The sequence below is a fragment of the Bradyrhizobium sp. McL0616 genome, assembly GCF_049993385.1.
GTDB lineage: Bacteria > Pseudomonadota > Alphaproteobacteria > Rhizobiales > Xanthobacteraceae > Bradyrhizobium.
Window position 1 is genome coordinate 3,777,791 of record NZ_CP188255.1, and the last position, 23,902, is coordinate 3,801,692.

General features: G+C 64.7%; 27 protein-coding genes. 16 read left to right on the forward strand and 11 right to left on the reverse strand.

Translation table 11 applies throughout. The features are described 5' to 3' along the window. Nucleotides 1-69 precede the first annotated feature (69 nt). A complete protein-coding gene (locus tag ACPPVR_RS18235; protein WP_426615546.1) occupies nucleotides 70-327 on the reverse strand; it encodes a hypothetical protein in 258 nt (85 codons plus the stop codon). 290 nt (nucleotides 328-617) lie between these two features. Between ACPPVR_RS18235 and ACPPVR_RS18240 the strand changes: the two genes are divergently transcribed. Next, entirely contained in the window at nucleotides 618-992 is a 375-nt protein-coding gene (locus ACPPVR_RS18240; RefSeq protein WP_426615547.1) for a hypothetical protein, read from the forward strand. A gap of 7 nt (nucleotides 993-999) precedes the next feature. Here the strand turns inward: ACPPVR_RS18240 and ACPPVR_RS18245 are convergent, their stop codons facing one another. Together ACPPVR_RS18245 and ACPPVR_RS18250 are read right to left on the reverse strand one after the other, a co-directional pair. After that, complete coding sequence (locus tag ACPPVR_RS18245) at nucleotides 1,000-2,250, reverse strand: polysaccharide deacetylase family protein (RefSeq protein ID WP_426615548.1); 1,251 nt, start codon at nucleotides 2,248-2,250, stop codon at nucleotides 1,000-1,002. A 164-nt stretch (nucleotides 2,251-2,414) separates the two neighbouring features. Continuing rightward, nucleotides 2,415-3,221, reverse strand: coding sequence for a polysaccharide deacetylase family protein (locus tag ACPPVR_RS18250; protein WP_426615549.1), 807 nt, complete (start codon nucleotides 3,219-3,221; stop codon nucleotides 2,415-2,417). A gap of 82 nt (nucleotides 3,222-3,303) precedes the next feature. On the opposite strand from ACPPVR_RS18250, the gene mgtE reads away from it, so the two are divergent. From mgtE to ACPPVR_RS18270, 4 genes are all read left to right on the forward strand, one after another. After that, nucleotides 3,304-4,725, forward strand: a complete 1,422-nt coding sequence (gene mgtE, locus ACPPVR_RS18255; RefSeq protein WP_426615550.1) for a magnesium transporter — start codon at nucleotides 3,304-3,306, stop codon at nucleotides 4,723-4,725. Between the two features lie 195 nt (nucleotides 4,726-4,920). After that, a complete protein-coding gene (locus ACPPVR_RS18260) occupies nucleotides 4,921-5,238 on the forward strand; it encodes a helix-turn-helix domain-containing protein (protein ID WP_426615551.1) in 318 nt (105 codons plus the stop codon). 130 nt (nucleotides 5,239-5,368) lie between these two features. Further along, entirely contained in the window at nucleotides 5,369-6,187 is an 819-nt protein-coding gene (locus tag ACPPVR_RS18265; RefSeq protein ID WP_426615552.1) for an aldo/keto reductase, read from the forward strand. A gap of 49 nt (nucleotides 6,188-6,236) precedes the next feature. After that, the gene (locus ACPPVR_RS18270) at nucleotides 6,237-7,226 is read left to right on the forward strand and encodes a hypothetical protein (protein ID WP_426615553.1); all 990 of its coding nucleotides are present in this window, start codon (nucleotides 6,237-6,239) and stop codon (nucleotides 7,224-7,226) included. A 58-nt stretch (nucleotides 7,227-7,284) separates the two neighbouring features. Here ACPPVR_RS18270 and ACPPVR_RS18275 read toward each other — a convergent pair whose 3' ends face one another. Together ACPPVR_RS18275 and ACPPVR_RS18280 are read right to left on the reverse strand one after the other, a co-directional pair. Then, the gene (locus ACPPVR_RS18275; RefSeq protein ID WP_426615554.1) at nucleotides 7,285-7,476 is read right to left on the reverse strand and encodes a hypothetical protein; all 192 of its coding nucleotides are present in this window, start codon (nucleotides 7,474-7,476) and stop codon (nucleotides 7,285-7,287) included. 38 nt (nucleotides 7,477-7,514) lie between these two features. Then, nucleotides 7,515-7,955, reverse strand: a complete 441-nt coding sequence (locus ACPPVR_RS18280) for a hypothetical protein (protein ID WP_426615555.1) — start codon at nucleotides 7,953-7,955, stop codon at nucleotides 7,515-7,517. Between the two features lie 245 nt (nucleotides 7,956-8,200). On the opposite strand from ACPPVR_RS18280, the gene ACPPVR_RS18285 reads away from it, so the two are divergent. After that, the gene (locus ACPPVR_RS18285; protein WP_426615556.1) at nucleotides 8,201-8,395 is read left to right on the forward strand and encodes a hypothetical protein; all 195 of its coding nucleotides are present in this window, start codon (nucleotides 8,201-8,203) and stop codon (nucleotides 8,393-8,395) included. A 1,094-nt stretch (nucleotides 8,396-9,489) separates the two neighbouring features. On the opposite strand, the gene ACPPVR_RS18290 is transcribed toward ACPPVR_RS18285, so the two are convergent. Further along, complete coding sequence (locus ACPPVR_RS18290) at nucleotides 9,490-10,209, reverse strand: DUF599 domain-containing protein (RefSeq protein WP_426615557.1); 720 nt, start codon at nucleotides 10,207-10,209, stop codon at nucleotides 9,490-9,492. A gap of 121 nt (nucleotides 10,210-10,330) precedes the next feature. On the opposite strand from ACPPVR_RS18290, the gene ACPPVR_RS18295 reads away from it, so the two are divergent. The 5 genes from ACPPVR_RS18295 (at nucleotide 10,331) to ACPPVR_RS18315 (ending at nucleotide 13,458) form a co-directional block, all read left to right on the forward strand. Next, on the forward strand, nucleotides 10,331-10,993 hold the full coding sequence (locus ACPPVR_RS18295; RefSeq protein ID WP_426615558.1) for a glutathione S-transferase family protein: 663 nt from the start codon (nucleotides 10,331-10,333) through the stop codon (nucleotides 10,991-10,993). A 90-nt stretch (nucleotides 10,994-11,083) separates the two neighbouring features. Further along, the gene (locus tag ACPPVR_RS18300; protein ID WP_426615559.1) at nucleotides 11,084-11,452 is read left to right on the forward strand and encodes a YidB family protein; all 369 of its coding nucleotides are present in this window, start codon (nucleotides 11,084-11,086) and stop codon (nucleotides 11,450-11,452) included. Between the two features lie 187 nt (nucleotides 11,453-11,639). Next, the gene (locus ACPPVR_RS18305; RefSeq protein WP_426615560.1) at nucleotides 11,640-11,843 is read left to right on the forward strand and encodes a hypothetical protein; all 204 of its coding nucleotides are present in this window, start codon (nucleotides 11,640-11,642) and stop codon (nucleotides 11,841-11,843) included. Nucleotides 11,844-12,006: 163 nt separating this feature from the next. Beyond that, nucleotides 12,007-12,975: a hypothetical protein gene (locus tag ACPPVR_RS18310; RefSeq protein ID WP_426615561.1), complete on the forward strand. Its 969-nt coding sequence runs from the start codon at nucleotides 12,007-12,009 to the stop codon at nucleotides 12,973-12,975. Between the two features lie 42 nt (nucleotides 12,976-13,017). Further along, nucleotides 13,018-13,458 carry a DUF1489 family protein gene (locus ACPPVR_RS18315; RefSeq protein WP_426615562.1) on the forward strand — a complete coding sequence of 147 codons (441 nt, stop codon included), beginning with the start codon at nucleotides 13,018-13,020 and terminating at the stop codon, nucleotides 13,456-13,458. Nucleotides 13,459-13,485: 27 nt separating this feature from the next. Here the strand turns inward: ACPPVR_RS18315 and ACPPVR_RS18320 are convergent, their stop codons facing one another. Both ACPPVR_RS18320 and panC read right to left on the reverse strand, forming a co-directional pair. Further along, the gene (locus tag ACPPVR_RS18320; RefSeq protein ID WP_426615563.1) at nucleotides 13,486-13,779 is read right to left on the reverse strand and encodes a hypothetical protein; all 294 of its coding nucleotides are present in this window, start codon (nucleotides 13,777-13,779) and stop codon (nucleotides 13,486-13,488) included. Nucleotides 13,780-14,026: 247 nt separating this feature from the next. Then, a complete protein-coding gene (panC, locus tag ACPPVR_RS18325; RefSeq protein WP_426615564.1) occupies nucleotides 14,027-14,881 on the reverse strand; it encodes a pantoate--beta-alanine ligase in 855 nt (284 codons plus the stop codon). A 283-nt stretch (nucleotides 14,882-15,164) separates the two neighbouring features. Here panC and ACPPVR_RS18330 point away from each other — a divergent pair, with 283 nt between their 5' ends. The 3 genes from ACPPVR_RS18330 (at nucleotide 15,165) to ACPPVR_RS18340 (ending at nucleotide 18,187) form a co-directional block, all read left to right on the forward strand. Then, the gene (locus ACPPVR_RS18330) at nucleotides 15,165-16,088 is read left to right on the forward strand and encodes a division plane positioning ATPase MipZ (protein ID WP_426615565.1); all 924 of its coding nucleotides are present in this window, start codon (nucleotides 15,165-15,167) and stop codon (nucleotides 16,086-16,088) included. 342 nt (nucleotides 16,089-16,430) lie between these two features. Further along, nucleotides 16,431-17,291 carry an alpha/beta fold hydrolase gene (locus ACPPVR_RS18335; protein ID WP_426615566.1) on the forward strand — a complete coding sequence of 287 codons (861 nt, stop codon included), beginning with the start codon at nucleotides 16,431-16,433 and terminating at the stop codon, nucleotides 17,289-17,291. 140 nt (nucleotides 17,292-17,431) lie between these two features. Further along, nucleotides 17,432-18,187, forward strand: a complete 756-nt coding sequence (locus ACPPVR_RS18340; RefSeq protein WP_426615567.1) for a VWA domain-containing protein — start codon at nucleotides 17,432-17,434, stop codon at nucleotides 18,185-18,187. Between the two features lie 4 nt (nucleotides 18,188-18,191). Here ACPPVR_RS18340 and tehA read toward each other — a convergent pair whose 3' ends face one another. Together tehA and ACPPVR_RS18350 are read right to left on the reverse strand one after the other, a co-directional pair. Further along, the gene (gene tehA / locus ACPPVR_RS18345; RefSeq protein WP_426615568.1) at nucleotides 18,192-19,184 is read right to left on the reverse strand and encodes a dicarboxylate transporter/tellurite-resistance protein TehA; all 993 of its coding nucleotides are present in this window, start codon (nucleotides 19,182-19,184) and stop codon (nucleotides 18,192-18,194) included. Between the two features lie 28 nt (nucleotides 19,185-19,212). Further along, nucleotides 19,213-19,611: a DUF302 domain-containing protein gene (locus ACPPVR_RS18350; RefSeq protein ID WP_426615569.1), complete on the reverse strand. Its 399-nt coding sequence runs from the start codon at nucleotides 19,609-19,611 to the stop codon at nucleotides 19,213-19,215. 128 nt (nucleotides 19,612-19,739) lie between these two features. On the opposite strand from ACPPVR_RS18350, the gene ACPPVR_RS18355 reads away from it, so the two are divergent. Continuing rightward, nucleotides 19,740-20,465 (forward strand): DnaJ domain-containing protein, encoded by a 726-nt coding sequence (locus ACPPVR_RS18355; RefSeq protein WP_426616130.1) that lies wholly within the window; start codon nucleotides 19,740-19,742, stop codon nucleotides 20,463-20,465. A gap of 226 nt (nucleotides 20,466-20,691) precedes the next feature. Here ACPPVR_RS18355 and ACPPVR_RS18360 read toward each other — a convergent pair whose 3' ends face one another. Continuing rightward, on the reverse strand, nucleotides 20,692-22,503 hold the full coding sequence (locus tag ACPPVR_RS18360) for a serine hydrolase (protein ID WP_426615570.1): 1,812 nt from the start codon (nucleotides 22,501-22,503) through the stop codon (nucleotides 20,692-20,694). A 388-nt stretch (nucleotides 22,504-22,891) separates the two neighbouring features. Between ACPPVR_RS18360 and ACPPVR_RS18365 the strand changes: the two genes are divergently transcribed. After that, on the forward strand, nucleotides 22,892-23,230 hold the full coding sequence (locus tag ACPPVR_RS18365; protein ID WP_426615571.1) for a phasin family protein: 339 nt from the start codon (nucleotides 22,892-22,894) through the stop codon (nucleotides 23,228-23,230). Nucleotides 23,231-23,902: the final 672 nt, after the last annotated feature.

Consider the following 23,902-nt stretch of genomic DNA (forward strand, 5'->3'; position numbering starts at 1 on the left):
TGGCCCCTTCGGTTGGGGCAGTGCCTGTTGCCGGACAGCAGCACGCCCGAGGGATGAGCGAACAAGCGCTCAGCCATATTCCTCGCCGATGCCGTACTCCCGGTAGATGTCGAGCGGATCGACGTCGGGGAACAAACGGCATTTGGCCTGGGCCAGATGCAAGCTGACCGCCGCCGGCTCCTTGCCGTTCGACAGCATCTTGCGGATGTCGTCCATATGCGCGCTCGGCTGGTGCTTCGGCGCGAGCTGCTCCAGCGCGACCAAGGCGGTCGCGAGCGCCTCGGTCAGCACCCAGTCGTCGTGGCCCGTGATTCCCTTTCTCGGCATCGGCAGACCCCACGCAATACGACGACAACACTCTACCGTAGCTTCCGTCAAATCTCCATCGAGCCGCGGGACGCCTCGTAGCGAGCGCGGAACATGCCGGACGCTCTCGCTTGCATTGTGGCGGCGCGTGGCTAAAAGGCGGCGGCGCGCGGGCGCTGGTATCTTTGTTGAAACAAAGTTCGCGTAGACGGACCTGCGCGGCGTTCAGGCCGGCCGTTCCGGCCTGAACCCCACATCCCCGAATTCGCAACACCCTTCCGGTTGCGCGCCTTCTCTCGGCTGGAGCCAGCATGGTCTTTCTAAGCTTCGTCTACCGCTTCCTGACCAACTTCGCGTTCATGGCGATGGTGTATTTCAGCCTGAACTTCATGGAGAAGTATCCGAACCGGGCGATGCTCGCGATCCTGGTGCTGGTCTACAGCGCCATGCGCGCGGCCTCGACGCTGCGCTCGTTCTACTTCTTCCAGAAGATCGAGAAGCTCGAGACCGAGGCGCGGCGCCTCCAGGGCCCGATCAATGACGGGTCCGGTGGAACGAATGCGCGCAAGCAGGTCGTTACCGACGTTGCGCGGCTGCGCCGTGACGGCGAGCTGAAGTCCTATATGGACCTGTTCTTCCTGGCGCTGATCGTGCTGCTCTGCGTCGCCAACATCATGCGGCAGTAACCAAGGCTTACTGCGCCCGCTTCTTCAGGCTGGCAACCCGCGTCGGGCGCGGCGTAGCGCCCTTGGAATGAGCTGAATGTTTCGGCGCGGCATGTGCGGCATGTGCCGTCCGCCGTGCCTGCATCCTGGCCGCCTTGCCTTTGGCATGAGGCGTCTCGGCCGCCATCGCGAGCCGCGTCGCGGCCCGCCGCGACAATGTCGTCGACAGCAGCACCTCGATCGAGCCCTCAGGGATCACGAAGAGATCGCGGCCGGGCACGGGCAGGGTGGCCGCGACATCCGCCTGCGCCATGGTCTTGCGCGGCAACAGCGACTGATGCGCGGTTTGCGCGTTGAGATCAGCCAGGCCGGGCGCCGGGAGCCGCTCGGTTTGCGTGAACACAAAATTCGGCACGGCCGGCCAGCGCGCGATCGGTGTCGTCTCCGTCGGCGGATGCAGCAGCCATTCCACGGCTGTGGTCGGCGTCGCCGGCCGCTCAGCGGTCGCGGGCACCACATGGACGATGCGATAGCCACGCGCCTTCAGGTCGCGGATGATCTTTGGCAGCGCCGCCACGGTGCGGGGCTGGATGTCGTGCAGCAGCAGAATGCCCTTGCCCTTCGCCTCCAGCCGCTGGATCGCGAGCTGGTAGACGCGGTCGGGCGAGACATGGCGCCAGTCGTCGGCGGGGAAGTCGGCGCTCCAGACCTGGATGCCGCGCGAGATCAGAAGATTTTCGACGCCTTCGGCGCGCATCAGGCCGGGAATGCGGAAGAACGGCGCGAGCTTGGATGAATCGGTCATCGCGGCCGAGGTCCACTCGATGCCGCCGTTGATCTGCGCCTCGGCTTTGTCGAGCGGCATCCGGTCGAACGTCAGCGGATGGGTCATGCTGTGGGTACCGACGGTGTGGCCCGCTGCCACCAGCTTGCGCACGCCTTCCGGGTTCGCCTTGGCCTGCTCGCCGATGATGAAGAAGGTCGCCTTGATGCACTCGTCTGCGAGCATCTGGAGAATCTGGTTCGAATATTTCGGCAGCGGACCGTCGTCGAAGGTCAGGACGACTTCGTGGTCCTTCAGCGGCAGTGTCTCGCGGTACTGCATGGTGCCGATGCGCGGATGTTCGTGCGGGTCGACGACAATGGTGCGGGAGGTGCCGAGCGCGTCCGGATGGCCTGGGCAATCGGCCGCAAACGCCGCCGGCGAAGCCGTGGTCAGCAACCCCAGAAGCAGGACGGTCCAGGATCGCTTCCGGAAAGCAACGCTACTGCCGATCATGAATCCCGTCTGTCCTCACACGCGATTGTCGCAATATTCGTTGGTCGGAGCCGTCCCGAAACGGTTCAGGCTTAAGACCCCGGTCATCATTGCATGGGGTAGCATGAACAGAGTGTTAATAGGGCTCAAATCACCCCATTTTGCCCGGGCGTGACATTCCGGCATCAATGCGCGTCAGCATTCTTCTGTGATGTGCCCGCCGGCACCAAATGAACCACGTGAAAGCCGTTCTCCCGCAAATACCGCAAGAAGGCCGGCATGATGGCGGCGGTGCGCGCCTTCGGATCGTGGAACAGGATGATGCCCTTGCCGGCGGCCGCAAGGCGCTCGGTGATGAGCTTCAATTCCTGATCCGGCGTCATCTCGTTCCAGTCGCTGGCCCACAGATCGGCTCCGAACACGGCGATGCCGCGCGACTGGAGCAGGTCAAGCTCGGCTTGCGTGGACTCGAAATAGGGGAAGCGAAAAAACGGCGTCGAGGGCGTCGTGGTTGAGACCCCGTGCAGCGCCATCTCGTCGGCGGCGATGCCGCGGTCGATTTCGCCCTTCGCCTTGTCGAACGGGATCCGCGCCATGAACGGATGCGACCAGGTGTGGTGTCCGATGGTGTGGCCCTCGCGGGCGATGCGCTTGACCATGTCGGGATGCTCGGACGCATGCAGGCCGATCAGGAAGAAGGTCGCGCGCACGCATTCCTGCGCCAGCGCGGCCAGCACCTTCGACGTGGTCGGCGGGTTCGGGCCGTCGTCGAAAGTCAGTACGACTTCGTGATCGGCGAGCGGCAGTGTTTGCGGAAAGCTCTTCAACCCGACGCGAGGATAGGTCTTGGCATCGACGCTCAGCAGGCGCGAGGTACCGAGTGCGTCCTTGCGCGGGCAGTCCGCAGCCTCGGCCGAGGCGCTCGCGGTGAGGGCAGCGAGAGCCACGCCCACCGTGATCGAGGTCCATTTCGGTCGATGCATCTTTGTCATTGCGCTCGCGATTGCCTTGTGGGTATTGCCTGACCGTCAGCCCAAACCACCTGATCCAACCTGTCAAACGGCGAGGCGTACCATGGATGAACATATGGACGGTACCCCTTCCGCCGAGGCCTCGGTACTCGACCACGTTCCGATGCGCAATGAAGACGGCGAAATTCGGCACGAATTCGTCGCGGAGATTGCGCATGCGATCGAGGCTGGTGACAGTGCCGCGCTGCGCGCCTGCGTTGCCGAGTTGCACGAGGCCGATCTCGGCGATCTGATTGCGGCTCTCGAAGCCGACGACCGCGTCCGCCTGGTCGAACTCACCGGCCGCGACTTCGACTTCTCGGCGCTGAACGAGGTCGACGAGTCCGTCCGCGAGGAGATTCTTGACGAGCTGCCGCCCGAGACCGTGGCCGAAGGCGTCCGCGAGCTCGAATCCGACGACGCGGTGGAGCTCTTGGAAACCCTCGACGAGGAGGAGCAGGAGGAGATCCTCGAGAAGCTGCCGCTGCAAGAACGCGTCGCGCTCGAGCGCAGCCTGCTTTATCCGGAAAATTCCGCCGGAAGGCGGATGCAGACCGAGTTCATCGCCGTGCCGCAGGATTTCACCGTCGGACAGGCGATCGACTACATGCGCGACACGCCCGATCTGCCCGAACGCTTCTACGAGATCTACGTCGTCGACAAGGAGCAGCACTGGCATGGGGCGATCTCGCTCGACGTGCTCCTGCGCGCGCGCCGTCCGGTGGCGCTTGCCGAGCTGACCGATGAGGACCGCCGCCGCGTCTCCGTCCTGGAGGACCAGGAGGAGGTGGCGCGCATGTTCGGCAAATATAACCTCGTTGCAGCCCCCGTGCTCGACACCCAGGACCGCCTCGTCGGCGTCATCACCGTCGACGATGTCGTCGACGTCATCGAAGAGGAGGCGGACGAGGACCTCAAGGCGCTGGGCGGCGTCAACAGCGACGAAGAGCTTTCCGACACCGTGTTCACCATCGCGCGGGCGCGGTTCAACTGGCTGCTGGTCAATCTGGCAACGGCGTTCCTGGCATCTTCCGTGCTCGGCCTGTTCGAGGGCCAGCTCGAGAAGATGGTGGCGCTTGCGGTGCTGGCGCCGATCGTGGCGAGCCAGGGCGGCAACGCCGCGACCCAGACCATGACGGTCGCGGTGAGGGCGCTTGCCACCCGCGAGCTCGGCTCCTCCAACGCCTGGCGCGTGGTGATGCGCGAGGCCCTGGTCGGCATCGTCAACGGCCTGGCTTTCGCCGTGATCACGGGCATTGCCGCGGTGGCCTGGTTCAAGATTCCTGGCCTCGGCATCGTCATCGGGCTTGCGATCATCGTGAACCTCTTTGCCGGTGCGCTCGGCGGCATTCTGATCCCGATGGCGCTCGAGCGCGTGCGGGCCGATCCGGCGGTGGCCTCCGGCACGTTCGTGACGACCGTGACCGATGTCGTCGGCTTCTTCTCCTTCCTCGGCATCGCGACGCTATGGTTTGGGCTGAAATAGGGGCTAGTTGGGGCCGCTGCTCTCTCCCAGCCCGTCATTGCGAGCGTAGCGAAGCAATCCAGAATCCCTCCGCTGCGGCAGTCTGGATTGCTTCGTCGCAAGAGCTCCTCGCAATGACTCGGGGGAGATCGCGCGCCTCACCGCCTTTAATCCGAACTTAAGCGTGCTGCCGCATCATCGCCCGCGCTTGGGGGAATGAGCATGCGTGTGCGGCTGAAGGCGGACGGACGGATCGTCGAGTTGCGGGACGGGCAAGAGTTTCCTGTCCAGCCGTTTCCAATCCAGCCCGCGACCAGTCCAACACCGGCCGAGGCCGGTTCGCTCGCGGTCCGCTATCTGCGCCGGCGTGCCTGTCTGACCCAGATGGAGTTCGCGGCAAAGCTCGGCGTGCCCGTCGAAACCATCCGCAACTGGGAGCAGGGCAAGCGCGCCCCGCGCGGTCCCGCGAGGGCGCTGCTGGCGGTCATCGCACATGCGCCTGATACGGTGTTCCAGGCGCTCGCCAAAGCTTGACGCCAACCTCCCGTTGGCATTGCGCTGAATATCCGGCCCAACCGCAGCGGCTTCCGTTGGCAGCCTGACGGGCCGGGTCCATAATGACGCCTGGTGACATTTGGGGCGATCGCAACAGAGAGGCTTCCTCATGCTGTTCGTCGAGGCCAACGGCGCAAGCATCCCGGCGATCGGGCTCGGGACCTGGGAATTGAGCGACCGGACCTGTGCGCGCGTGGTCGAGCAGGCGCTGCGGCTTGGCTACCGCCACATCGACACGGCCCAGGTCTATGGCAATGAGCGCGAGGTCGGCGACGGCCTGCGCGCCTCCGGCGTGCGCCGCGACGAAATCTTCGTCACCACAAAAGTCTGGACCAACCATTTCGCGCCCCACGATCTCGAGCGGTCGCTCAAGGAGAGCCTGGTCAAGCTGCGGTTTCCCGCCGTCGATCTCGTGCTGCTGCACTGGCCCAATTCGCACGTGCCGCTGGCGGAGACGCTGGGTGCGCTGGCGCACGCCAAGAAGATGGGCCTGACACGGCATATCGGCGTCTCCAACTTCACGGTGGCGCTGATCGAGCAGGCGGTCGCGCTGTCACCGGAGCCGCTCGTCTGCAACCAGGTCGAATATCACCCCTATCTGGACCAGGCGAAGGTGAGGGCGGCCTGCGGCCAGCACGGGCTGGCGCTCGTCGCCTACAGCCCGATCGCCAGGGGCCACGTCAAGGCCGACCAGGTGCTGGCCGAGATCGGCCGCGCCCACCACAAGACGCCGGCGCAGATCTGCCTGCGCTGGCTCGTGCAACAGAATGTGTCTGCAATTCCCAGGACCTCGCGCGTCGAGCGCCTGTCGGAAAACATCGAGATCTTCGATTTCGAGCTGGCGGGGGACGAGATGGCCCGGATCGCGGCGCTGGCCAGCCCGAAGGGCCGCCTGACTGATTTCGGCTTCGCGCCGAAATGGGATTGAGGGGTGGCCGCGGTATGGTAGGAGCAAGCCGGCAACCCAAGATCGGGCGATGGAACCGCGGAAGATCATACGGACGGACATTGCAGCGTCGGCGATCGCGCATCTGACGCTGGTGGGGCTGATCATCCTGATCAGCGAGGTTCATCCATTTCATCCCGCGCCGCCCGAGACGGTCTCGGTCGACATCGTCACGCCTCAGCAGGTCCAGGAAGAGATCAAGGAGCAGGAGGCCAAAGAACAGGTCAAGGAACAGGTGAAGGAGCCGGATCCGACCCCCGATCTGCAACTGCCGAAGATCGACTTCACCGACAAGGACAAGGCGGCGATGGCGCCGAAGCCTGCGGCCAAGCAGCAGGCTTCGCCGCAATCGTCGCAGAAGCAGTCCGAACCGCAGCAGAAACAGGCGCAGCCACAGCCCTCGCAGACGCCGAAGCAGCGCGAGGCCAATGCGCAGACGCAGACGCCTCAAACGCCGCCGCAACCACAAACTCAGCAACCGCAACAACAGCCGCCGCAGTCGCAATTGCCTCCGCAACAGCCCCCGCCGCAGCCTCAGCCGGAGCAGCAGCCGCCACCGCCGATGCCGCAGGCTGCGCCACCGGCCTATCAGGCGCCGGAGCCGGACGTGACTGTCAAATACGGCGTCCTGCTGGGCCTGCCACCCGAATTGCCGACCGAGCCGAAAGACGCGCCCAAGGATGACGGCGGCGATGCCAAGGATTCGGTCAGTGCGAAGCTTCCGCCCGAGGTGATCGCCGAGCTTCGCCGGCACTTGAGGAGCTGCGCGAAGCTTCCGGCCGGGGTCGCGCCGACCGACAATGTGCGCATCAAGCTGCGCGCGGTGCTCGCCACCAACGGCACGCTGGCGCGCCCGCCAATTCTGATCGAAGCCCCGCCGTCCGCCAAGGGTGTGGCCGTCGTGAAGTCCGCGATGAGCGCGCTCGAGGCCTGCCAGCCCTACAAGATGCTACCGGCCGACAAGTACGGGGAGTGGAAGGTAATGGACCTTTCGTTCACGCCGCAGGATTTTGGGTCGTAGAGCGGAATTCAGTGTGTCGCGCGGAGCGAAACCTGTTTGGTGACATCATGCGTCGCTCCTACGGCCGCCCGGTACGCGGCTTCAGCCATGCCATCATCGCGGCCTGCGGCGTTCGCCGGCTGCGCGGCAGATTGTGTCTTGCGGTGGCGCGCTGCGCAAAGTCGATTGCCTGTTCGGCGGACCGTCGCTGCTCGGGCGCAAGAGCCATCCACTCGCGGATGACGGCGCGTCTTGTCTTCGATTTCAACATCTGATTGAGCCTTTGAGGGGTTCTGACGGTGTGCGTGCTCACGCCGCCTGCTGGACGGGGATGGCCTGCGAACGTCGCGCCAGTAGCACGCTGCCGCAGGGATGCTCGGCGCCTTGCAGGACGACGAAGCCGTGCTTCATCACCGCGGCCCGAAGAGTTTCCTTCGCTGTCGCCTTCTGCGCATCGAGCCAGATCACCAGCACGGCGCGCGGGCTGAGGAAGTCATCGAGCCAGTCCATCGTGGCACCGAGCGCGTGGAGCGTGCGCCGCCGCCAGTCCACGAGCGCGACTTCATATTGACCTGCCGGGCGGCCACAATTGCCTCCCGCTGCCGCCAGCAGATACCCGCGGCGATGCAATGCCATCATCAGTTCCATGCTCTTTGCGCCGACCACGACGATGCGCTGTCGCGTCGAACAGTTCGCGATTGCCATCATCGGATCAATGATCCTGTCGCTGCCCTCTGAAGTAGACATCATTTTCACCAGTTCGTTGCGCCGCGCGAGTTTGCGCGACGGAGCGGATATGGTGTCTGAGACTGTATGATTTCGAGACTGGCGCGATCGCGACCGCATAGGATCGGCATAGGACCAGTTCCGACTGCGCGCTTCCGGCAACTTATGCCGCGGCTAGAAGCGGGCGATGCGATCCCCATCGAATTCAAATGTGCTCGGCGTCATCTTGTGGGCGAGCGCTCGCCATTGCGCCTTGTCAGGAGACCGGGATGTCCGCCTATCGTGCATTGATCATGGGACTACACGACCGCCCAATCCGAATGATCCAGATGGATTGCATCGACGATGAATCCGCGATCAGCTCCGCGGAAAGGCTCGTCGACGGCCACAACGTGGAGCTCTGGCAGATGGATCGGCCTGTGGCCAGATTCGATTCCCGGTCCGGGAAAATCTACAAGAAGTGAGCCGGGATCGCGCGGCGGGCAGGCCATCCTTGACGGCCGTGAGCACGCTGTCACGCTAGGACGGTGTCACGCTAGACCAGAATGGTCCTCAATGGTTGCTACGCGCTATATGGTTCGCGAGCCAGGTGAGTGCTGCCAGGATTCCGGGCAGTTGCAGGTCATGACGAAGCTTGCCGGCCGCCGGCAGGAGACGATGGTCCACAGTGACACCGACCCGGGGTAGCGCCTAGTAACGCCCGCGAAATCCGCGGAGCAGCACACGGCAACAAGCTCCCGCCGGCAAATCGCGCGCCCGACGGGCAAAACACCCGCGGGGCCGTCAAGGCGCTCGAGCGAAGATATTCCACTTTACCGAAATTCGGAATTGACGTATGTGTCGCCCATCCCGGCTCGACCTTGAGGGGCGATCATGTGTCGTCACGTTTCGCGAGCCGGGCTTGCGGTGGACGCGGCAGCGTCGGGGGCGAGAGGTGCGGGCAGGGCGGATTGTTCTCCGTGAGCCCGAGGCTTCGTGCCGACGAGCGGCGCTGTTAGGTTCGTCTCGCCAGCATTCTTTCGGCAACGTCGACAACGCCGGAGGATAATGCTGCGAACAAGCGGGCCGTGCGTACGGCAAAACCGTGTGGTCCTGGCCGTCGTTGCTACGGCCAAGCTCTTGCGGAGGCGGCATTCGCGTCAACCGGCGCGATGCCCGCGAATTTCGCGGGGGCGAGGGAGGCCAGAACGAACTCGGCTCCCGGGAGAGCACGGCATAAGCCGTCAACCCACTGCGCAGGGAAGGCCGTGTGTTGGGCTTCACCTGTATGCCGCTGTGCAGTTTTTCTGCATGTGCCTTCGCACAGCGGACCGTGGGTGCCAGCCGGCACCCGGCCTTCCCTGCGCCCTCTTGGATAAGAGGGTGGAGCGATGAAGCAAAGCTCGGGCGAATTGCGCCGCGAGAATGCGAAGGCGTGTCTGCACGTCGAATGGCGAGCTAGAAGATGACGACGATGCACCTTGCTCCGTCATTGCGAGCGCAGCGAAGCAATCCACCGTCTTTCCGCGGAGGGATTCTGGATTGCTTCGCTGCGCTCGCAATGTGGAGAGAGTCGGAATCAATGCCCGCGCCGCTGCATCGCCTCGCCATCCCCCACCACCTCCGGCGCCATCGCCTCCCACGCGCTCGACGCGAACTGGCGGCGCCAGGTCACGATCACCACCGCGGCGGTGGTCACGAACAGCACCCAGGGGCTGACGAACCAGCCGAGATAGCCGAGCGCGAAGAAGAAGGCGCGCTGGCCGCGGTTGAAATGGCGGCCGGCGGATTCGAACACGCGCGTGGTGCGGATGACGTGGGCTTCGGCCTGTGGCGTGTCGCGCTGCGAGGCCGGCGGCATGCCGCCGAACAGGATCGCGACATAGTTGAACAGGCGATAGGCCCATGCGAATTTGAAGAAGGCGTAGACGCAGATCAGCACCAGGCCGACGCATTTCAGCTCCCACATCGCGGGCGAGACGCTGAGGTCGATCGGCAGCTTGCCCAGAATGGCGATCGCGTCGTTGGTGGCATGTAGCAGCGCCAGCGCGCCGCCGAGAGCGAACAGGCTGGTGGAGGCGAAGAAGGCGGTGCCGTTCTGGAGCGAGGCCATGATCTGCATGTCGACCATGCGGGTCTCGCGGTCGAGCAGGCGGCGCACCCAGACCTCGCGGTAGCGGTTCATCCGCGCCGACAGGCTGTCGCGGCCATAGGCCGAGTGCTCCAGCGTTGCGGCATAGACCAGCCATTCGATGATGAAGAAGCCGACGGCGGTGATGTCGACCCAATGCCTGCTCATGTCGCACTCCTCGCGAGGATCACAACGATTGCCATGCATGCTTCGGCGCGGCAACGATTGATTGGCGGCAGCGGATGGCGTTAAAAGCAGCCACATCAGGAGACTCGGGAAGGACCAGTGCATGGCAGCGCTCAAGCTTGCGATCGGCAACAAGAACTACTCGTCATGGTCGATGCGGCCCTGGCTCGCGCTGCGCGCCAACGACATCCCGTTCGCTGAGACCGTCATCCCGCTCTACACCGACAATCCCGCGGACAAGCAACAGATCCTGAATTTCAGCCGCGCCGGCAAGGTACCGGTGCTGGTCGACGGCGACATCACGGTGTGGGATTCGCTCAGCATCATCGAATACATCGCCGAGCGCTACCCGGAGAAGAAGCTCTGGCCCGACGATGTCGCAGCCCGCGCGCATGCGCGTTCGGTGTGTGCCGAGATGCATTCCGGCTTCGTGCCGCTGCGCAGCGAATGCGGCATGAACCTGCACCGCCCCGTGCGCCCCGTGACGCTGTCGGCGGATGCGCTGGCCAACGTCGCGCGCGTGCAGGAGATCTGGCGCGAGTGCCGGGCGCGCTATGGCGCCAACGGGCCATTCCTGTTCGGCCGCTTCGGCGCGGCGGATGCGATGTATGCGCCGGTCGTGCACCGCCTCCGGACCTTTGCGATCGACGTCGAGCGCGAGGCCAAGGCTTATATGGAAACGATGATGGCGCTGCCGGCCTTCCAGGAATGGACCCGCGACGGTCTCGCCGAAACACTTGTCATCGAAAAGTTCGAGACTGTGTAAATCACGAAATGTGATTGGGCGCCGCTTGACGGCATGCCGGCTCGCGGCGCTCAATCGCGATGGAACAATCCGCAAGGAGAGGGCTCGGCTATGGGAATTCTGGACTCGCTGGAAAACAACCCCGCATTGCGCAGCGCGCTCGGCCAGCTCGGCGCGGCGGTCCTGCCCGCCGTGATGAACGAAGTGCTCGGCAGCAACAATCAGGGCGGCCTCAGCGCGATCGTCGCGAAGCTCCAGCGGGCGGGCCTCGGTGACCAGGTCAAATCTTGGCTCGGCAATGGTCAAAACCTGCCGATCTCGGCCGACCAGCTCCGCGCCGTCCTCGGCAACGACACGGTCCGCCAGCTCGCCGCCCGCTACAACATTCCGGTCGACCAGCTGGGCCAGATCCTGGCCCAGGAGCTGCCCAAGGCGGTGGATCAGGCCAGCCCGGAGGGCCATCTGCCCCATACCGCCTGAGGGGTGGTTCCAGCGGTATTACCGGGGGGCTTTGTTCCCGTTATCGTCCTGAAAAGGCTTCCAAATTGGTGTGTTTGCCATGCTCGCATGAGGCTGGCCAAAAACGCCGCATGCGTGCTATACAACGCCCGGGTTTCCGGCCGGCCGCCGCAGTGGGACCATGGGCGAGGCAGGCGTTGTTTGAGTGATGGAGAGGGTGTTGAAGCACAAATTCCCGATTGGAACGCGCGTATTGTTCACGGCCAGCAACGTCGCGCGCCCGGCTGCCAGCGGCGCGTATGAGATCATCCGCCTGCTGCCGACGGATGGCGACGACTGCCAGTATCGGATCAAGAGCTCGACCGAGGCCTTCGAACGGGTCGCCAAGGAAAGCCAGCTCGCACCCTCCTGACGCGCTGACGTTACGGTACTGCGCATTGACGTCGCTGACGAATTTGCTCTGCTCGCCGTCAAAAGGCCCGCTTCACCTCAACAAGGTGGGCCCGGCGGCAGTGGCCGACACACGGTGATCGCTTTGACCATTCGCTCTCTGCTCGCGTGAGGGGACGTCGCGCATGAACTGGGCATGGGCCACCTCGCTCGACGAAATCTGGCGCTCGCCGGCCTTTCCGATGTGGATAACGCTGGCGGCTGCCGGCTTCTTCGGATTGATTCTCCTGATCACGCTCGTGCGCGCCGAGAAGTCGGTCGCCAACGGCGCGCTGACCGTCATCACGCTGCTCGCCATCGGCATTGCGGTGGCAGCGACCATGCGCATCTACGGACCGGTGGGCCGCAACGCGCCGGACGAAGCCCGCGCACAGGCCGCAGCGACTGCGAATCTGCCGGCGCTGTCCTGCCTCGACGGTCTCGCCGGCGAAGCCGTGCTGACCGGCTGCGAGAAGGCGTTGTTCGGCTCGCCGGATGCTGCGGCTGCCGCCGTCTCCTACACCGCGGCGAGGATTGACCGGCTGACCGCGCTCGGCGATGCCGCGACCGCCGAGATGAGCCTGACGCCGGACATGAAGGTGCTGCGCAAGGCGCTGGAGCGCGATCGCTACGGTCTCGTCGCGCAGGTGCTGGTCGCGCGCGATGGCTGCACCCAATTCGATTGTGCCGTCTTCCGCTCGCTGACCGATCAGCAGCAGGTCGCCGCCAATATGGATGCGCATCTCTATGACATGCTGGTCGCGCGCTATGCGCCGGCCTGGAACGCGCCAGCAGCGGCGCCGGCGATGCCGCCTTCGGGGGCACTTGCCGGGCTGCCGACGGGCAAGCCGACCAATGCGGAGTTCCCGAGTGCCTCGTCGACGCCGCCGGTCAGCATCATGAATCCGGAGCCGCCGACGGCTGCGACGCGCCCGGCGCCTGCCACTGCATCAGCGCCGCGCGCACCGGCCGCGTCCTCCGCGCAGGCCGCAGCGCCTGCTGCACCGGCCGCGAAGAAGCCGCCGGCGCCGAAGGCCGCCCGCGCGCCGGTAGCTGCGCCGGTTCCGCTCGCGCCGCCGCCGGCCTCGGCTCCCGCGGCTGCGGATAACGAGTAGTTCGGCTTTGAAAACCCGCGGCCAGCCCGCTAATGCTGGGCCATGCCACTCCATCTGATCAAGCTTGCCGTCGGCTGCGACTCCATCAAGGAATTGAAGGGTTGGGTTGCCGAACGGATGCAGACGGCCAAGAAAAAGGGCCTGCCGCAACACCACATCCATATCACCCGCATGGTGCCCAAGCGCGACGCCGAGATCCTCGCCGGCGGTTCGCTCTACTGGGTCATCAAGGGCGAGGTCGCCGCGCGCGAAAAGATCATCGGCATCGAGCCGTTCCGCGACAAGGACGGCATTGGGCGCTGCCGGATCGTGATGCAGCCGAAGGTGATCTCGGTGTCGCCGCGGCCGATGCGCCCGTTCCAGGGCTGGCGCTATCTCGCCGACGATTCCGTGCCATCCGATCTCGGCAAGTCCGCCGCAGGCTCCATCGCGGCGATGCCGGAGCCGATGCGGCGCGAGTTGCGCGATCTCGGACTGCTCTGAGCAATCGGACTGCTCCGAAAAGGCTGCTCAAGGCGGCGTGACGATATGCAGCCGCGCCACGTCGGACGGCGGCACCACGAACGGACGACCGCCTTCGTCGAGACTGTCGACGATGTCGACCAGCCCGGGTTCGACGCCCATCTCGAGCAGGTACTTCCGATACTGCTCGCCAAAAATCACCGTCAGGCTCTCGCGCTGTTCGTCCGAGACATTGGGCGCGCGGCGGTTGCGGATGGAGCGGCCACTCAGCACCACCCTGGCGCCTTCAGGCAGGCTGCGATGCACGCCGCCGGCGAGGACAACACGCAGGCCAGATCGCACGCGGGGTCCGGCACTGACACGGCAGCGTCGAGCGGCCCGCCCTGGCGCTTCAGCGCAAAACAATCCGCCTCCGGCCTGCCGGCGCAGGCCTCGACCTCGGTCGTGCCCGCGGTGGCGTCCAGGCCGTGGTCGCGCAGGATGCGGCCCATGCTGGTCGCAACGTTGAGGTTCGATGGGCCCCAGCTATGGCGAGGGAACGAGCCTAACGGCAGGGGCAAGTTGAGGCGAGGTGTAAGATCAACCTCGGCTATCGCACCGAGATATTGTCGATCAGCCGCGTCGTGCCGAGCTTGGCCGCGACCAGGATTCGCAGCGGCCCGTCCTTGCGCGAGGTGACCTGTGCCAGCGTCTCGGCATGGCGGACTTCGAAATAGTCGAGCGCAAATCCGGCCGCGCTGATCATCTCGGCGCCGCGCGCCATCGCGGGCGCGATCGCTTCGCCGGCCTGGATGCGCCCGGCGCTCTCCTTCATGGCGCGGTAGAGCGTGGTGGCGGTCTGCCGTTCGTCGGCCGAGAGATAGACGTTGCGTGAGGACATCGCGAGCCCGTCGCGCTCGCGCACCGTGCGGGAGCCGATGACCTTAACGCCGAGGTCGAGATCGCGCGCCATTTGCGCCACCACCCGCAATTGCTGAAAGTCCTTCTCGCCGAAGATCGCAACATCCGGCCGACATTGCGTGAACAGCTTGCCGACCACGGTGGCGACGCCGCCGAAGAAGTGCGGGCGGAAGCGGTCCTCGAGGTCGGCGAGCGCCGGACCTTCCGGCACGATTCGGGTCGCGAAACCCTCCGGATACATCGCCTCGACACCGGGGTGCCAGACGATATCGACGGCTTCGGCCGCGAGCTTGGCGATATCGGCCTTCCAGGTTCGAGGGTATGCGCCGAAATCCTCGGTTGGCGCGAACTGGGTCGGGTTGACGAAGATCGAGACCACGACGCGGCTCGCGCGCCGCTTGGCCAGGCGCACCAGCGACACATGCCCGTCATGGAGCGCCCCCATGGTCGGCACCAGCGCGACCGTGGCTTTTCGCTTGCGAAGATTGTCGACGGCGCGCCGCAGCGCGGGGACCGTGCGGGCGATCAAGGGGCTTGGTGACATCAGGACTCGAGAGGGCTGGGCAGGGAGTTGGGCGCGGCCGATCGCGCGACCGGCTAACCTTAACAAGCGGCGGCCGTGGACGCCATGCATCGACATGCGGCACAGCATCCGCGTAGCGCCCCGCGGGATGTCGCGACGTTGTGGGCTGGATCACAGACGCGACACGGCGACGCAATTCATGATGAAAAACGGCGCACTGCGATTTCGTTGTCCTGTCACGCATTTCACTTGACCGCAGACGCGGTCAACTCGAAGATATTCCTTAGGGGTGTTGAGGATCGCTATGCTTGTGCAGGCTAGCCAAGGCCAATCCGGCACGGCGCATGTCGTCGTGCTCGGCAACGAGAAAGGCGGCTCCGGCAAGTCGACCACCGCCCTGCACATCGCGGTTGCGCTCCTCAAGGCCGGCCAGCGCGTCGCTACCATCGACCTCGACTGCCGCCAGCAGAGTTTCACCCACTACATCAACAACCGCTCCGCCTGGGCGCGCCGCACCAGGCTCGACCTCGAACTGCCGGTGCATCGCTGCATCAAGCTCGGCGAGACCATGCAGATCGCCGAGAACGAGAGTTCCGAGTTCCAGCAGTTCATGGAGGCGGTCTCGGCGGTCGAGAGGAGTTTCGACTTCATCGTCATCGATACACCCGGTACCGACAGCTACCTGATGCGGCTCGCACACTCGATGGCCGACACGCTGGTCACGCCGATCAACGACAGCTTCCTCGATTTCGACGTGCTCGGCACGGTCGATCCCGCCAATTATGCGGTCACGGGGGAAAGCCACTACGCCGAGATGGTGCGCGACACCCGCCGCAAGCGCCGCCAGCTTGACGGCGCGAGCACCGACTGGATCGTCGTGCGCAATCGCCTGTCGATGCTCGGCTCGCGCAACAAGCAGCTCGTCGCCGACGGCCTGAAGGATTTGTCGCTGCGGCTCGGCTTCCGCTACGTCGACGGCTTTGCCGAGCGCGTCGTCTACCGCGAATTCTTCCCGCGCGGCCTGACTGCGCTCGACGAGATCGACGAGGCCACGCTCGGCATGCGGCCTAACCTTGGCCACCTGACCGCGCGGGAGGAGGTGACGAGCCTGCTCCGCCAGCTCAAGCTCCCCCTCGACGAGCGCGGTCGCCGCCGCGCGGCCAACCGGGCCGAGTGGTTCAGCCAGGTCGACAAGCCGCTCGAGGTCCACGACATCCTCGAAGCCTAGACGGTACGCCGCTACTTCCAGCCGACAACGGCCGCCGGTTCCCGCCGGAACCGAGTTCGTGCGAAGTCGTTTTCATCCTGTATTTACCGCGAAATTGAACCCGAACGAGACCAGTTGCGTCGGATGGTGACCTGCACCCTGACGTAGCGGTATGAGAAGAGGGTGCCCAATAAAAGTGTGCGTCGCACAATGAAAGGGCTGCCAAATCACAATATTTGGCCTTCCTGTCACGCGGCTGTGACGTATATTAGGGAATAGGCGAGAGGGAGCCAAAGAGCTCCCCTAACAAACACGGTTTCGACAGGGACTTCAGGTGAGACAAGCCTGAGGCTGAGGACGAAAATGAAGCGTGGAATTGCCGTTCTGGTGTGTGTCAGTGCCCTCTGCGGCGTCGCCTATTTCACGGCGAGCAAGTGGGCGATCAAACATGAGACCATCACCTTCTACGATCCCTCGCGCGACAACCGTCCCGTGCCTGTCGACATCGCGATCCGCCGCGATAAGGAAATGCAGGCCAATGCCGGCATGATCACGATGCCGGTCGCTGTGATCAATCACGGCAACACCGTCAAGAACACCGAGTACGGCTTCCTCGCCAACGCCTTTGCCGCGCGCGGCTACCTCGTGGTCAGCCCGCAGCATGATTTGCCGACCGATCCTCCGATGGTAACCAAGCCCGGCGAACTCTATGTCGGCCGGCTGCCGCAGATCCTGCGCGGTGTCGCCAATATTCATCTCGCGATGCAGGAGATGAAGAAGGTTCAGCCCAACGCCGACTACGAGAGGGTGACGATGGTCGGCCACTCCATGGGCGGCGACATCACGATGTACTTCGCCAAGCAGTATCCGGACGAGGTCAAGAAGGTGGTGACGCTGGATAATCTCCGCGTGCCGTTCGTGACCGCCGGCAAGTTCAAGATCCTGTCGTTCCGCTCAAAGGATCCGCAATTCAAGACCGATCCGGGCGTGATCCCGACCGATGAGGAGTGCGAGAAGGCCGGTATTCAGGTTGTGAAGACTGACTTCCAGCATAACGACATGCGCGACACCGGCCCGGATGACGCCAAGAACTCGATCCAGGGCATGCTCGATAAATTCCTGAGCGACACCGACAGCGCAATCGCGCCAGTGGATACCTCGTCGTCTCCGCCGAAGATACTTGAGCCCGGTCCGGTTGCCCTGATGGCGCCCGCCAAGAGCTGAATCCTCTAGAGCTGATCGACCAGTCATATCTGGAAGCAAGTTTCGAAGCCTCCGCCGGCATCCGCCTGCGGAGGCTTTGCACATTGACCGGGCAGGGTGCGCTATCCACATTGGTGGCTTGAGACCAAGCGCGACCAGAGATGTCCGATAAACCAATCAAACCGCGCAATAGCGATGCAGTGGCTGCGAAGGCCGAAGGCGACGGCGCGCTGCCGCAGGCACAAACCTCGACTTCGGAGGATGTCGCCGCCTTCGTCGCCAGGGCGCGTGCGCTATCGCCGCATGCGCCCGGCGCGAAGGGCCGGCTGATCTTCGCGCTGGACGCGACGATGAGCCGGCAGCCGACCTGGGACATGGCCTGCTCGCTTCAGGCGGACATGTTCCGCGAGGCGTCCGTGCTCGGCAGTCTCGACATCCGGCTCGTCTATTATCGCGGCTACAATGAATGTCGCGCCACCGGGTGGATCTCCGACAGCGGCAAGCTTGCGACGCTGATGAGCAAGATCGAGTGCCGCGGCGGCGATACGCAGATAGGCAAGGTGTTGACGGAGGCACGGCGCGAGGCGGTCGCATCTGGCGTGCGCGCCGTGGTCTTCGTCGGCGATGCGATGGAGGAGAAAGTTGACGAGCTCTGCGCCAAGGCCGGTGAGCTCGGCATGCTCAAGGTGCCGGTGTTCCTGTTTCAGGAAGGCCATGACATTGTGGCCGAGCAGGCTTTTCGCGAGATCGCGCGCCTGACGGGTGGCGCCTGGTGCCGGTTCGATCCCGGCGCGGCGGCGCAGCTGCGCGAACTGCTGCGCGCGGCCGCGGCCTACGCCGCCGGCGGCCGTGAGGCGCTGTTGAAACTGTCCAAGACCGCAAGTGGCGCGGCCATGCTGATCGGGCAGATGAAGTAGCAGCTTAAGCGGGAGCGGCTTGCGCCGGAGGCGGTGCCGCGACCGGCGGCAGCAGGCGTCTTTGCAGGATCAGCCGCAACGTGCCGAGCGCGATCAGCCCGACCACGATATTGGCAGCCGCGAACAGATATGGCGCGAGCAGCGCGATCGCGCCGGTGTCGCCATGTCCGGCCATGCGGATTGGTGCGATTGCAAGCGCGGTGGCGCCGAAGGTGAAGCCCCAATAGGACACCGAGAACGGCTGCTCCATGATCCATGGCAACAGGCGCAGCAGCAGCAGCGCCATCATCAGCCCGTAGCCGACGAGAGCGTGCGCGAACATGTCCGGCACGCCGCCATCGATTGCGAGATAAGCGACGGCTCCGACCGCGGGCGGCGCGAGCTGGATGCCGAGCGTCGGCCGCAGCGCAACCGGAAGGGTCGCGACGGTGTAGAGCCGGTGCAGCAGCACAGACTCGATCGCGAGCCAGGAGAACAACGCGATGCCGAAAGCGAGCTGTCCCCAATCGGGGTAGCCGAGCGCAGAGGAGACCGCGGCGGTGACGAAGCCACCAGCAACCGTCGGCAAGTACAGTACAGGCGTCGTTGCGGTGTGGTCGCGGTTGCCACGCCATAACAGTCCCGTGCGCCACAATGCGAAGCCGAGCGTGAATGCTGCCCCAAGGCCGAACAGGATCTCGGCGGTAAGTCGGGAATAGGGCTCGGCGGCGATCGCGATCAGCATGGTTGACACGCCGGCGAGACCGATGAAGCAGCACTGCACGGGATGATGGGCTTCGCCGAGCGATTCCGCGCGCGCCAGGATCCAGCGCAGGACGAAGAGGACGAGCAGCAGCGCCCAGACAAGGGACGCGAGCGCGAGCAGGATCTCGCCGACGATCGCCGGCAGATGCCAGACCTGGTGCGCAGCGCGCCAGGCATTGCCGAGGCCCGCGAGCCCAAGCACGATGCCGAAGAAGGCGGCCGGCACGATCGGTGGCCTAAACCCGATGCTCATCGTCTCCCCCAATCTCCGCCTGGACGAACTAGGACGCTGTTGCCGCCTTCGTCACCGCCGCGAGCAGCGCCGACATGTTGCCGAGCACGACCATATCGGCCGGTACGCCGTGGCGCGCCGCAAGCCATGCCGGATCATTGTACGATAGCCAGGTGGCGCCGGCGGCATCCTCCCAGACCTGCGCCTTGAGCGGCAGGTCGATACCGATCGACTGGACGGATTGCATCAGAGGCGTTCCAGCCTTGGCGTTGCCGAAGATCATGACTTCCGTCGGCCGCAGGGAAGGGCCGGCCTCCGCCGCGCCCGCGGTGTGATCGATCCGGGCGAAGATGCGCAGGCTCTTCGCCGTCAGCTCTGTCTCGAGCCGGTCCATGGTTTCCCGAGGCCCATAAGGGCTCGCAAGCGCCACCAATCCATCTACGCCCATCTCGCAGCTCCGTTCGGGTCGCATCGCGCCGGACTATCGAGCGAACAACGGTCTGGTGTCATCTGCCGATTGCGGACGCGCGAAACGACGCCATGCTTTTTGACAAGAGGACGACTATATTCACGCCCATGACACTCATCGCCGGCGTTGTCGCCATCATCACGATCTATCTGTTGCTCCAGATGTTCCGCGCCGCGAATCCAGCGGTGTTGGCGCGTACCGTCAAGATCGGCGGCGGCGTGGTGGCGCTTGCGGTTGCTGCCTTCACCGGCTTGAGAGGCGAGCTGGCGGTGGCGATTCCGCTCGGAATATTCGGCGCCGGGCTGCTGGGCTGGACGCCGTTGGCGAACGCGGGCTTCGGCAATATCGGTGGACTGTTCGGCGGCGGCGCGGCGCGCTCGTCCAGCCAGACCTCGCGCGTGCGCTCGCAATTCCTCGACATGCGGCTCGACCACGATTCCGGCCAGCTCACAGGCCAAATCGTCGCCGGGCCCTACGCCGGGCGCGGTCTCGACGAATTCGATCTCGCTGGCCTGCTGGCGATGGTCCCGGCGTTCGATGCCGAGAGCGTGGCCTTACTTGAAAGCTATCTGGACCGCCGGTTTCCCGCCTGGCGTCAGAACGCGCAGGGCGACGCGGCAGGGGGGCAGCGCCCCACGGTGGCGAGCGGCAAAATGACGGCGGAGGAAGCCTATCAGATCCTTGGCTTGCAGCCGGGGGCGGGGCGTGACGACATCAGCCGGGCTCACAAGTCCCTGATGAAGAAACTGCATCCCGACCAGGGGGGCTCGACGTACCTCGCTGCCCGTGTAAACGAGGCCAAGGATACTCTGCTTCGTACGCATAACGGCTAACTCCGGCACTACGCTACAAACGCCCGTACCGCGTGAACTCCGCTTGCTCTGTCTGCCGTCGCCCCGATGCCCGCCGTTTTTGGCGTGGTCGATCCCTTGAGTGAAAATTTAACCGTAAATTGTTGACGAGAGGTTGTCGCCGAACTGACTTTGCGTCACCGGGCCGCCCCAAAACAAAAATGCCCGCGGCTGGCCGCGGGCATTTTGTTCGGAATGCTGGAGAAGATCAGTTGCGGACGGTGATGCAGGAGATGTCGGCGCGCTTCAGGGCGCGGCAGACGGCTTCGGCCTGGTCCCGCTCGAGCCCGGCGAAGCGGGCGCGGTAGAGCTTGCGGTTGTCCTTGGCGAGGACCGGCTCGGTGAATGGATCGGCCTTGCTGAGCAGGCCGCGGGCGGAGCTGCGCGCGGCATCGATGCGCTGCTGGGCTTCGTTCTCGCTCTCCAGCGCCCCGACCTGGACGATCCAGCCGCTATGGGTGACGACCGGCCTGGTCGTGGCGCTCATCTGGATCGGCTGCGGCGCCGGATCGGCCGAGGCGAGCTTCGCGGCCACAGGTGCGGGCGCGGTAGCGGACGGCAGCACGCCGAGGATGCCGTTGCCGGTGCCGAAGCCGGCAGGCTGCGGCGGCAGTTCAGCGCGGGCGACCTCGGCCCTGGCGGGCTCTGGCTTGTTGATAATGTCGGCCTTGGCGACCACAGCGCCGGAGGTCTCCGCGACGTCGTTGCGGGGCATGATCGTGCTGGTGACCAGCGGCGCGACTTGCGTCGGGGCGGCGGAAGCGACCTTCACGGTGCCCGCCTTGACCTGAACCGTCTTGACCCGGACCGGCTTCATTGGCTCGGACGAGCCCGGAATGAGGGCGAGCGGCTGGCTCGAGATCACGCCGTTGGTGAGCGGCGCCGGTTCGATCTTGGACTCAGTGGGCCTGGCTTCAGGCTTTGCCTGGGCCGGCGGCATCGCAGCCGTCGCAGCGGCAAGCGCCGACAGGCGCGAGGCCTGACGTGGCGCGGGTGCCTCGGGGGCTGCTACGGCTGCAGCCTGGACCTGCGGAGCGGGGCGGGCCGGGGTGTCGGATGCGTCGGCGACGTCGATGCTGGCATCGGCGCCGTTACGCTCGGTGACCGCCACGACAGTGTGAGTGGTCGCGCCCTTCTCGAGATTCTCCGCGAGCAGGTTGCGCATGATGGCGTCGCGCGAGCCGCCGCTGCGGCCGCCCAGCACCACGCCGATCAGGTGGCGGTTGCCGCGGCGCATCGACGTCACGAGGTTGAAGCCGGAGGCGCGGGTGTAGCCGGTCTTGATGCCGTCCACGCCCTCGACGCTGCCGAGCAGGTGATTGTGGTTGCGGATCGACTGTCCGTGCCAATTGAACGTGGAGGTCGAGAAGTAGCGGTAGTAGCGCGGGAAGCGCTCCTGGATGGCGCGGCCGAGCGTGGCCTGGTCGCGCGCGGTCGTGACCTGCTCGTCGTTGGGAAGGCCGTTGGCGTTGCGGTAGACCGTCTTGGACATGCCGAGCGAGCGCGCCTTGCGCGTCATCATCTGCGCGAAATCGTCCTCGTCGCCGCCGACCGCTTCCGCGATCACCACGGCGGCATCGTTGGCTGAGCGGGTGACGAGACCCTTGATCGCGTCCTCGACGCGAATGGTCTGACCTGCCCGCAAGTTCAGCTTGGTCGGATCCTGATCGGCGGCGTGCTGCGACACCGGCATTTCGGTGTCGAGCTTCATCTTGCCGGACTCGAGGCGCTCGAACAGCAGATAGAGCGTCATGATCTTGGTGAGCGAGGCGGGATGGCGAAGCCCATCGGGGCTGGTCGACTGGAGCACCGAGCCGGAATTGCCGTCGACGATGATCGACGCGAATTGCGGGCTGGAGCTCTCGGAGACATCGCGCTGCACCCGATGGTGCGCGTAATGGCGCCGATAGCGCCGTGCATCGGCGGCATCGGTCGTGAAGATGACGGCTGTGGTGACCGTAAGAAGCCCGAAAACGCCAACCCGCGCCAAGCGCGAGGAAGACCAGTTGTTACGAAGCATGGAACCCCGTCCCCGTTTGTGACTTGATCACCGGCTCGTGAGGCGAAATTGTGCCCTGCGGACCCGGGATCATTACCTGCTCAAGCTGTTCCTCCGCCAGTGCTCGCTGCGGGGAACGTTGGGCCTGAGCCGCTATTCTGGCTAAGGTGATGTTCTCAAACGGCTTTCGACCGTCTGCGGAAGCTGAACACGTCCAGGGAATCAGGGTAGGGGGCGGCGGTTTCCAAAATCTTAAGGAAGCATTGCGGGAAAGCCCGGGAATCTCCGCAACTTGCATCTATTTTTGTGCGTCGCACAAGATTCTTGACTTTTTTGTGCGTTGCACTAATTGTGGGCAGAGTCAGGGAGCCGGGGCTTCCGGACGAGAGTCAGGGAAAAGGATTCCAAGATGTTCAAGGTTGAAGACTTTCAGAACTACGGGAAAGAGCATTTCGAGACGTACGTTGCCTCCGCGACCTCGGTGCAGCACGGCCTCCAGGCGATCGCGAGCGCCTATGGCGACTACACCAAGAAGTCGTTCGAAGACACCAAGTCCTTTGTCGAGAAGCTCTCCGGCGTGAAGTCGCTGGACAAGGCGGTCGAAGCGCAGACCGATTTCGCCCGTTCCGCCTACGAGACCTTCGTCGCGGAATCGCAGAAGATCGCCGGCCTCTACAGCGATCTTGCCAAGCAGGCGTTCAAGCCGGTCGAGACCGTCGTGTCGAAGTTCACCCCGGCCGCCAACTAATTTTTTCCGGAAGTCCTGGAATCAAGAAGCCCGGCTCGTTCAGCCGGGCTTTTTTTGTTCGGGAGCGACGAATCCGTCAGTGTGCGACGCGCGGCTTCGACGGTGAGGTGCCGATGAACACCGAGATGGTCTGGCTCGCCGAGGTGATCAGATAGAACTTGTCGGTGCTGCTGGCGCAATATTACGCACGCTGGACTCGCATCGCCGGGGTTCACCTGTGCCGTATCGGATCGTGACGTTGCCGCGCCGTCGTCTGCTGTGCGGTCCTTGCAAGAGGAGTTGGTGTTCCGCGCCGACGCTTTTTTGACGTGCCCGGCCCCGTAGAAAAGCGGAGGTATCCAGCACGAAACCGTCGCACCACGTTAACGAGAGGTTCCTGGTCAACACGTTCTAAACGATCGGGCGGAAATTTTTGTCAAATCGGTCCGGATTGATTAACCTTCGCCAGGATCGCCGCACCGGGAATCGGGCCCCGCGACCGCATCGGCCGGACCTTCGCACGCTTGCGGCGAGCCGGGGGCGGGCCCATATTCCCTGCAACCGAGCCGGCTTGGACCGGACCGGTTGGAAGCGGCGATCCAACAAGGCGGCGCGACTGTGCAAGGCTCCCAAGTGCGGGGCCGCGCGGCGTACCGTCATTCGCTTCCATGGGGAATTTGAACGCCTGAGCCA

Bases quoted from the DNA above. Each gene is read 5' to 3' on its own strand.
- ACPPVR_RS18235 (WP_426615546.1), bottom strand. From the start codon at position 327: ATGCCGAGAAAGGGAATCACGGGCCACGACGACTGGGTGCTGACCGAG.
- ACPPVR_RS18240 (WP_426615547.1), top strand. From the start codon at position 618: ATGGTCTTTCTAAGCTTCGTCTACCGCTTCCTGACCAACTTCGCGTTC.
- ACPPVR_RS18245 (WP_426615548.1), bottom strand. From the start codon at position 2,250: ATGATCGGCAGTAGCGTTGCTTTCCGGAAGCGATCCTGGACCGTCCTG.
- ACPPVR_RS18250 (WP_426615549.1), bottom strand. From the start codon at position 3,221: ATGACAAAGATGCATCGACCGAAATGGACCTCGATCACGGTGGGCGTG.
- mgtE (WP_426615550.1), top strand. From the start codon at position 3,304: ATGGATGAACATATGGACGGTACCCCTTCCGCCGAGGCCTCGGTACTC.
- ACPPVR_RS18260 (WP_426615551.1), top strand. From the start codon at position 4,921: ATGAGCATGCGTGTGCGGCTGAAGGCGGACGGACGGATCGTCGAGTTG.
- ACPPVR_RS18265 (WP_426615552.1), top strand. From the start codon at position 5,369: ATGCTGTTCGTCGAGGCCAACGGCGCAAGCATCCCGGCGATCGGGCTC.
- ACPPVR_RS18270 (WP_426615553.1), top strand. From the start codon at position 6,237: ATGGAACCGCGGAAGATCATACGGACGGACATTGCAGCGTCGGCGATC.
- ACPPVR_RS18275 (WP_426615554.1), bottom strand. From the start codon at position 7,476: ATGTTGAAATCGAAGACAAGACGCGCCGTCATCCGCGAGTGGATGGCT.
- ACPPVR_RS18280 (WP_426615555.1), bottom strand. From the start codon at position 7,955: ATGATGTCTACTTCAGAGGGCAGCGACAGGATCATTGATCCGATGATG.
- ACPPVR_RS18285 (WP_426615556.1), top strand. From the start codon at position 8,201: ATGTCCGCCTATCGTGCATTGATCATGGGACTACACGACCGCCCAATC.
- ACPPVR_RS18290 (WP_426615557.1), bottom strand. From the start codon at position 10,209: ATGAGCAGGCATTGGGTCGACATCACCGCCGTCGGCTTCTTCATCATC.
- ACPPVR_RS18295 (WP_426615558.1), top strand. From the start codon at position 10,331: ATGGCAGCGCTCAAGCTTGCGATCGGCAACAAGAACTACTCGTCATGG.
- ACPPVR_RS18300 (WP_426615559.1), top strand. From the start codon at position 11,084: ATGGGAATTCTGGACTCGCTGGAAAACAACCCCGCATTGCGCAGCGCG.
- ACPPVR_RS18305 (WP_426615560.1), top strand. From the start codon at position 11,640: ATGGAGAGGGTGTTGAAGCACAAATTCCCGATTGGAACGCGCGTATTG.
- ACPPVR_RS18310 (WP_426615561.1), top strand. From the start codon at position 12,007: ATGAACTGGGCATGGGCCACCTCGCTCGACGAAATCTGGCGCTCGCCG.
- ACPPVR_RS18315 (WP_426615562.1), top strand. From the start codon at position 13,018: ATGCCACTCCATCTGATCAAGCTTGCCGTCGGCTGCGACTCCATCAAG.
- panC (WP_426615564.1), bottom strand. From the start codon at position 14,881: ATGTCACCAAGCCCCTTGATCGCCCGCACGGTCCCCGCGCTGCGGCGC.
- ACPPVR_RS18330 (WP_426615565.1), top strand. From the start codon at position 15,165: ATGCTTGTGCAGGCTAGCCAAGGCCAATCCGGCACGGCGCATGTCGTC.
- ACPPVR_RS18335 (WP_426615566.1), top strand. From the start codon at position 16,431: ATGAAGCGTGGAATTGCCGTTCTGGTGTGTGTCAGTGCCCTCTGCGGC.
- ACPPVR_RS18340 (WP_426615567.1), top strand. From the start codon at position 17,432: ATGTCCGATAAACCAATCAAACCGCGCAATAGCGATGCAGTGGCTGCG.
- tehA (WP_426615568.1), bottom strand. From the start codon at position 19,184: ATGAGCATCGGGTTTAGGCCACCGATCGTGCCGGCCGCCTTCTTCGGC.
- ACPPVR_RS18350 (WP_426615569.1), bottom strand. From the start codon at position 19,611: ATGGGCGTAGATGGATTGGTGGCGCTTGCGAGCCCTTATGGGCCTCGG.
- ACPPVR_RS18355 (WP_426616130.1), top strand. From the start codon at position 19,740: ATGACACTCATCGCCGGCGTTGTCGCCATCATCACGATCTATCTGTTG.
- ACPPVR_RS18360 (WP_426615570.1), bottom strand. From the start codon at position 22,503: ATGCTTCGTAACAACTGGTCTTCCTCGCGCTTGGCGCGGGTTGGCGTT.
- ACPPVR_RS18365 (WP_426615571.1), top strand. From the start codon at position 22,892: ATGTTCAAGGTTGAAGACTTTCAGAACTACGGGAAAGAGCATTTCGAG.